This is a genomic window from Leifsonia sp. 71-9 (genome assembly GCF_001898805.1).
Lineage (GTDB): Bacteria > Actinomycetota > Actinomycetes > Actinomycetales > Microbacteriaceae > Leifsonia.
On sequence record NZ_MKVJ01000017.1, the window covers coordinates 607,588 to 614,169 of the forward strand.

Consider the following 6,582-nt stretch of genomic DNA (forward strand, 5'->3'; position numbering starts at 1 on the left):
GGGGGTAGCGTGCGGCACCAAATGGAGCGGCTGATTCTTACCCCGGTTGCCGAAGCTCCCGACTCGCGATTCGAGTCAGGGCGGCGGTGACGCATCGTGGCTGAGACTCCCGAACTTCAGAGTCGCAGTCGCCGCTCCACCATCAAATCCGGGCGCGCCGCCCCGAAGCCCAAATCCCCGGCGCATCTCGGAACTTCCATCACTCCTCACAGGGGGCTCCCGCGCGCTCATTCGCGCTGAAGGAGCCCTCCACAGACGAGCCCTCTTTAGCTCGAACCCGGTCCTTCGCATTAGCCACCCCCATGCAAGGAAGGTTGTGATCTCGTGGCTGGAGGAACCCAAGTTCGCACGCGTGCGGACGCCCGTCTCACGGAACTGCTCCGTGAAGTCGACACCATGCGCTCATTCGTGGTCTCCCGGATGCGCGGCCGGCCCAACGAGGTCGACGCCGTTCTGCAGCTCATAAGGGAAACCGTGTGGCGCAGATCTGACACCTACGACCCGGGACGGGGGTCGCCGAACTACTTCGTGTTCGGTATTACCCGTCATGTCGTGCTCCGCGAACTGGAGCGCAAATACGTGCCCGTCGACGACATTCCGTTTGACGCCGAGTCGCACTCGGAGGTCGACCCGCTGGATGCGTTGATCTGCCGGTTCGACGCGCATCGATGGATGGTCCTGGCGGCAGACTACGTTGGGCCATCCGACTGGCGGGTCATGGGCGATCTCAGCCTGTCGGACGGCGACGCGCAGCGCATCGCCGCCGAATACCAGCTGTCGATGCGGGGGCTTCGGACGGTACGGGAACGAGTGCGCCAGGTCGCGCAGACCGTTCTTGCCGCATTGGCTGCAGCGGACGCGGGCCTACCAGTGACAGGGTCGGTGATTCTGTCGTGCGTGCCCGAAAGCGGAGGGTTTCGAGAGGTCGCTGAGATGATCGGCGACGACACCAACACCATCGCAGCGCGACTTCACATTCATCCCGGCTCTGCGCGGGCGCGGATCGCGACCGCGAAGCGATTGTTGATGATCGCCCGGACTGTCCTCGAGCAGGAGGTGCCGGCGTGATCGGTGCCGGCGCCGCGGCCGCTCAGGCGGTGTCGCATCCAAAGACGACACGGAATCTTCTGATCGTCGCGGCCATCATCGTCTTGGTCGTCCCCGTCACGCTCGTCGCCGTGCCGGTCAGCTTGGTTCTCGCGATGGGAACCAACGGATTCGGTGGCAGCGGGGGAGTGTGCGGTGGATCCGTCCCGTCGGTGGAGGCGGGTCAGAAGGTGGACGGGTACGGGCCGGAGCAGTTGAGAATCGCCGCGACGATCATCACCGTCGGCCAGCAGATGAGCGTGCCCCCGCACGGGCAGACACTCGCGCTGATGGTCGCGATCGGTGAGTCCGGCCTCCGCAACCTGGACCATGGCGACGCAGTGGACAACACCACGATCGGCGTCTTCCAGCAAGGCGCCGGCTACGGCACCCCTGCGGAGCGGATGAACCCGGCGACCGCAGCCGCCGCCTTCTACACACGCATGCTGCACGTGCCGGACTGGCAGACCCTCGCGCCAACCGTGGTCGCCCACGCAGTCCAGATCAACGCCGACCCGAACCACTACGCATCATTCTGGGCACCCGCCGAGCAGGTCCTCGCCGCCCTGACGGGAGCCAGCGCCGGTGCGTGTCAGGCGCCGGCGGACGCTCGCGCGGCCGCCGCAATCCTGGTCGGTGCGATCCAGGCGAAGAAGCTGAACTTCCTGGACCCGCGGTACCAAGAGCAGGTCGTCAACATGGCGAACGGGACGGCAACACCGGACTGCGCGATCGACGCGCACGTCCTCCAGCTGATCGTCGTCGCCGTCCAGGCCTTCCAGCAGGTCGGGGTGAGCGACCTCAACCGGCGCTGCACGGGTATGACCCCAGGGGCGGGAACCGCGTCGGCGCATTGGAAGGGCAAGGCTGTCGATTTCTATGCGATCAACCGGCAGTCCCTCACAGGCGCGGACACGCTTTCCGTCCAGTTGATCCACGTCCTGGACCCGTACGCGCCGCATGGGTCATCGGTCGGTCAAAGCGACTGCCGGTCCCGCGCTCACGTGACGCTCGGTGTGCTTACGAACTTCACCAGCGACTTTCCCGATACCTGCAACCACCAGCACATTCAGGTGCCCTGACCAAACGAGTCTCCAAGATGCGCGCCACAAATCGCTCCGAACCGGAAGTTCTAAGTGAAGGGCGCATACGAAACCGAGGTGAACTGAGATGAACAAGAAGCTGATCGCACTCGCTGCACTCCTCCCAAGCCTGGCCCTCGTCGGCTGCGTCGGCACGTCGCCTTCACGGAATCCGTCGTTCACGACGGTGGCGCCGGCTAAGCCGACGCCGACGCCGGCGCCCGCGCAGGACGCGATGCCGGCGGCATCTGGCATCGTCAGCAGCGTCTGGGTCGACGTCTACCCGGGCACCACCGTCAAGGCCAAGCACGGCTGCCGGTGCACGCTCCCGAACTCGCCTTCGGAGCTCTTCCCTGTCGGAACCCCGGTGCTGTTGCTGAAGATCACCATGACCGGCAAGTGGATCCCCTCCCAGGGCAACCAAGACTTCCAGGACGTCACCGGCACCACCCTCAAGGGCACCCAGTTCGACGGCCGCCCCGAACCAGCCGTCCTCGACACCGCCGACGGCCCCGCCGCAGCCAAGGCAGCTGGCCTGCCCTGGCTGCCCAACGGGCTCTTCCACGGGCAGCCGACTTGGACGGTCCCGAATGAGAAGAGTCGATCGTTCGCCGCCGCCTACTTCGTCCCGGCCGGAGTCGATCAGCTCGAACTGACCGTGAACATCCCGTCGGAGGGCAAGGCGAACATCCTCACTGTTCCTCTTCCGGCCTCCGCGACCGGCGCGGCAAACGCGGACGGGGAGTGAATGTCATGGACCTGCTGATCAGCCTGCTCGGCCTGCTGACTCTGATCTGTATCGCTCTGCTCGGCATCGCCGCCTCCGGCTACCTCGCCGCACGGCGGATGCGCGAGGCGCAAGCACCCGAACCATCGACCGATCCCACGGAAAGGAACCAAGAATCATGAACGCACTCAACGAAGCCCTCGTCACCGTCCACGCACGCATCATCACCGTGGCGGCCGTCCCGAACCCCAGCCCGGACTTCTCCGGGCCCGGCGTCGGAGCCTTGCAGACGATCGCGAACGTCGTATTCGCCATTGTCCTCATCCTCGGCGTGATCGGCGGCCTGATCGCCGCCGGGTTCATCGTCGTCGGCCACGTCTCCAGCAACGGACGCGTGCAGAAGGCGGGCATCATCGGCGTTCTCAGCTGCCTCGCCGGGGTCGCCGTCGCGGGCAGCATCGCCGGGCTGATCAACTGGGGCCAGTCGCTCCACGTGGCGTGACCGTCATGATCGCCACTGTCGCATCCGCACCGCCGGATCCGTTCACCCCGAACTACGGATGCTTCGTCGCCGACTTCGGCTGCCAGGCATCCCAAACCGTCGCCCAGTTCATGGGCTCCACCATCAAGAACCTCGGCGACTTCATTGCCACGATGATCGCCGGATCCTTCAACACGAACATCGACCAGGGCAGCTGGAACATCGCCCACTCGCAGTTCCTATTCTGGATTGCGGTCACCGCCCCGGTCATCCTGATCGTCGCACTGGTGCAGATCGGCATCGCGATGATCCTGCAGGACTGGTCACGCATCGGCCGCACCGCCGCCGGCGCAGCCCTCGCCATCCCGTTCAGCGCCATCTGCGTATGGGGGATGCAGAAGGCATCCGGCATCACCGACGACATCACACACGCGCTCACCACTGCCGTTCAAGGCGGCGACCTGAGCCAAAGCCTGCTCCGCGTCGTCGGCCTCTTCGATGCCCCGAAACAGATCCACGGCGCCGTCATGAAGACCATGCAGTTCTCCCAGGACGGCGTCATCTGGGGCATGGCCACCCAAGGAGCACAGGGACCAGGCTCCGTCGGCGAATACGTGATGGCATTACTCATCGTCGGCCTGATGATGATCGCATCGCTGTTCCTCTTCATCGCCATGTCGATCCGCGAATTCGGGCTCCTGGCACTGGCCGCGATGGCCCCGGTCGGGCTGATGATGATCGGCCAGCCCAAGCTCACCGCCTGGGCGCAACGCTGGCTGAACCTCTCCGTCGGCCTCCTCATCGCCAAGCCCCTGGCCGCCGGCGTCGTCCTCCTAGCGGTCGAGCTGACCAAAGCCAGCCTCAGTATCGGCGTCATCCTCGTCGCCGCCGGGGCGGTGATCGCCGCCTCATTCAGCCCGCTCTGGGCAACCAAGCTCGTCTCGTTCGCCGGTGCTGAAGTCGGCACCGCGCTCCACCACCGGTTCTCCGTCCGCGATCAGTTCTCCCGGGCGAGCACCGCCGCCGCACCCGTCCGCACCGCGGCACGAATCGTCAAGGTTGGGAGATAACTCATGACCACCCTCACCGCCGACCAGATCATCACCGAGGAAGGCGCACCCAGGGTCCGCTTCGCCGCCCGAGAACGCCGAGGGATCTTCCTCGGCCTGACGTTCCTGCAACTGGTCGTAATCGGCGTCGCCGTCGCGGTCCTATTCTCCACCCTCCTCATCGACATCAACGCGATCTGGGTGATGATCCCGATCGTCGCCGTCGTGGTGTTCTTCGCCCTCGCCACCTACCGGCGCGAACCGGTCATCGTGATCGTCGCCCAAGCTACGCGTTACGTGCGTCGCAGTCTGACTGGACAGACGATCTTCCGCCGAGATGTCTGGCTCCGCGTGAGCGTCGCCTCCCTCGACGTCGGGCACGCGCACGTCGCCGCGGTCACCCCGGTCGTGACCTCCAAGTTCCTCCTCCCCGGCGCGCTCGGGGACGCGCAGATCATCCAGATCCCCGGTGCCGGCGGCTTCATCTACAACGCCCGCGGAAGACTCGCCTCCGTCACCGTCAAGGTCGGATCGAAAGCCTGGGCGCTGCGCGACAAGGGCACTCAAGAGGCCGCGTACGACGGGTTCGTGGAATGGCTCAGCTCCCTGGAGAACCTCCCCGGTGTCCGTGAGACCACTATCCGGATCCGCGTCGACCGAGCCTCCTCGAACGAACTGCGCGACTACTTGGTCGTCCGGGAGAACGAGCACGACCCGCAAGTCACCGCCGAGCTGCGCGAGCAGTATTGGGCGCTGACGCAGGCGGCGTCGAAACGGTCGATGGGGTTCACGAACTACATCACCCTCACCTTCGACACCGCCGCCCTCAACGGCGCAATCCGGGACGCGGGGAAAGGACTCACCGGCCTTGCCGCCGTGCTCAAGGAGCGGGTCGCCGGCATCGAGACGTCCATGGAGCACGCCCGGCTCACCCCGGCCGGATGGCTCACCTCGGACGAGCTCGACGAGCTGAACGCCCTGTCGGCCGACCCCGTGGCCGCCGCGACGCGACGTGAGCAGGACTCCGGGATCGTATCTGCGCCGTCGCCGGTGATGGGGATCGACGAGGGCTGGGACGCGATCCGCGTGGACGAGTCCTGGCACCAGACCTTCTGGGTCGCCGAGTGGCCGCGCACCGACGTCCGCACCGGGTTCCTCGAACCGCTCCTCTACGCAGGAGACGCAACCAGGGTGATCACCCTACAGGTGCGGCCGGTGGCGACTCACAAGGCGCTGGCCCAGCTGAACCGCGCCCAGTCCGACATGGAAACCGCAGCCACCATCCGGATGAAGCTGTCCTCCCGGATCCCGCTCACCCACCTCCGCGAAGAGGAGGACCTCGCGGTGCGGGAGCATGACCTTGTCGACGGGTTCGGGGATGTCCAGTACCGCGGGTTCGTGACGATCTCCGCCGAGTCCAAGGACGCTCTCGCCAAGGCGCGCACCGACATCGAACAAGCGTCGCATCCGGCCCGGCTCGTGCTCGCGTCAATGTCAGGGCAACAGGCCGCCGGGTTCGTCACCGCGGCGCTCCCGGTCCCGCTGGAAGGGGAATGACATGAAGCAGTCAGCCGTCATGGGCCGTATCCCGGCCAATGAGAAGCTCGGCGCCAACGGACGACGCCGCCAGACCACCACGGAGGACAAGGGCTCGTCCTGGAAGCTGCAGACTGCGGAACTCCCGGCGTCGAAGATGCCGCCGTGGGGGTGGAAGCAGCCGCACAACCTGCGCGGCCCACTGCGCGCCACGCCACCCGCGCACCGGTGCAGCTCCAAGGTCCTCGGTGGCGCGTACCCGTTCCTGGCCGAGACCGGCGACATCCTCACCGGCGCGTACATCGGAGAGAACCTGCTCTCCCGGGCTCCGTTCTGCTTCGACCCCTGGGACGCGTACTCGGCTGAGGCTGTTCGTTCGCATTCCGTCGCCATCCTCGGGGTCAAGGGCACCGGCAAGTCAATGCTGGCCAAGTCCTGGTCCTCCCGGCTCGCAAGGTTGGGCCGCAAGATCGCCGTCCCCCACGACCCGAACGGGGAGTGGGCGCGCGTCGCCGCCTACGTCGGCGGCCGGTCCATCAGCGTCGGTCCCGGCAAGGCCGCCCGGATCAACCTGCTGGATGAGGGACCGCGAGATGCGTCGTTCTCGGATGCCGACTGGAA

Annotated in this window: 7 protein-coding genes and 1 pseudogene; all 8 read left to right on the top strand. The window is 66.3% G+C overall.

Features of this window, described 5'->3' with window-relative positions:
- Nucleotides 1–324: 324 nt before the first annotated feature.
- Nucleotides 325–1,068, top strand: a complete 744-nt coding sequence (locus BGO91_RS12605; protein ID WP_290473097.1) for a sigma factor — start codon at nt 325–327, stop codon at nt 1,066–1,068.
- Entirely contained in the window at nt 1,065–2,168 is a 1,104-nt protein-coding gene (locus BGO91_RS12610; RefSeq protein ID WP_290473098.1) for a hypothetical protein, read from the top strand. Before BGO91_RS12605 ends, BGO91_RS12610 begins: the two co-directional genes overlap by 4 nt.
- An 88-nt stretch (nt 2,169–2,256) precedes the next feature.
- Nucleotides 2,257–2,916, top strand: coding sequence for a hypothetical protein (locus BGO91_RS12615; RefSeq protein ID WP_290473099.1), 660 nt, complete (start codon nt 2,257–2,259; stop codon nt 2,914–2,916).
- A 5-nt stretch (nt 2,917–2,921) separates the two neighbouring features.
- A complete protein-coding gene (locus tag BGO91_RS12620; RefSeq protein WP_290473100.1) occupies nt 2,922–3,077 on the top strand; it encodes a hypothetical protein in 156 nt (51 codons plus the stop codon).
- Nucleotides 3,074–3,397 (top strand): hypothetical protein, encoded by a 324-nt coding sequence (locus tag BGO91_RS12625; RefSeq protein ID WP_179603916.1) that lies wholly within the window; start codon nt 3,074–3,076, stop codon nt 3,395–3,397. Before BGO91_RS12620 ends, BGO91_RS12625 begins: the two co-directional genes overlap by 4 nt.
- Nucleotides 3,394–4,446: a hypothetical protein gene (locus tag BGO91_RS12630; RefSeq protein WP_290473101.1), complete on the top strand. Its 1,053-nt coding sequence runs from the start codon at nt 3,394–3,396 to the stop codon at nt 4,444–4,446. Before BGO91_RS12625 ends, BGO91_RS12630 begins: the two co-directional genes overlap by 4 nt.
- A 3-nt stretch (nt 4,447–4,449) precedes the next feature.
- Nucleotides 4,450–5,982 (top strand): SCO6880 family protein, encoded by a 1,533-nt coding sequence (locus BGO91_RS12635; RefSeq protein WP_290473102.1) that lies wholly within the window; start codon nt 4,450–4,452, stop codon nt 5,980–5,982.
- A gap of 1 nt (nt 5,983) precedes the next feature.
- Nucleotides 5,984–6,582 (top strand): annotated as a pseudogene (locus BGO91_RS12640) (ATP-binding protein); the annotation flags it as partial.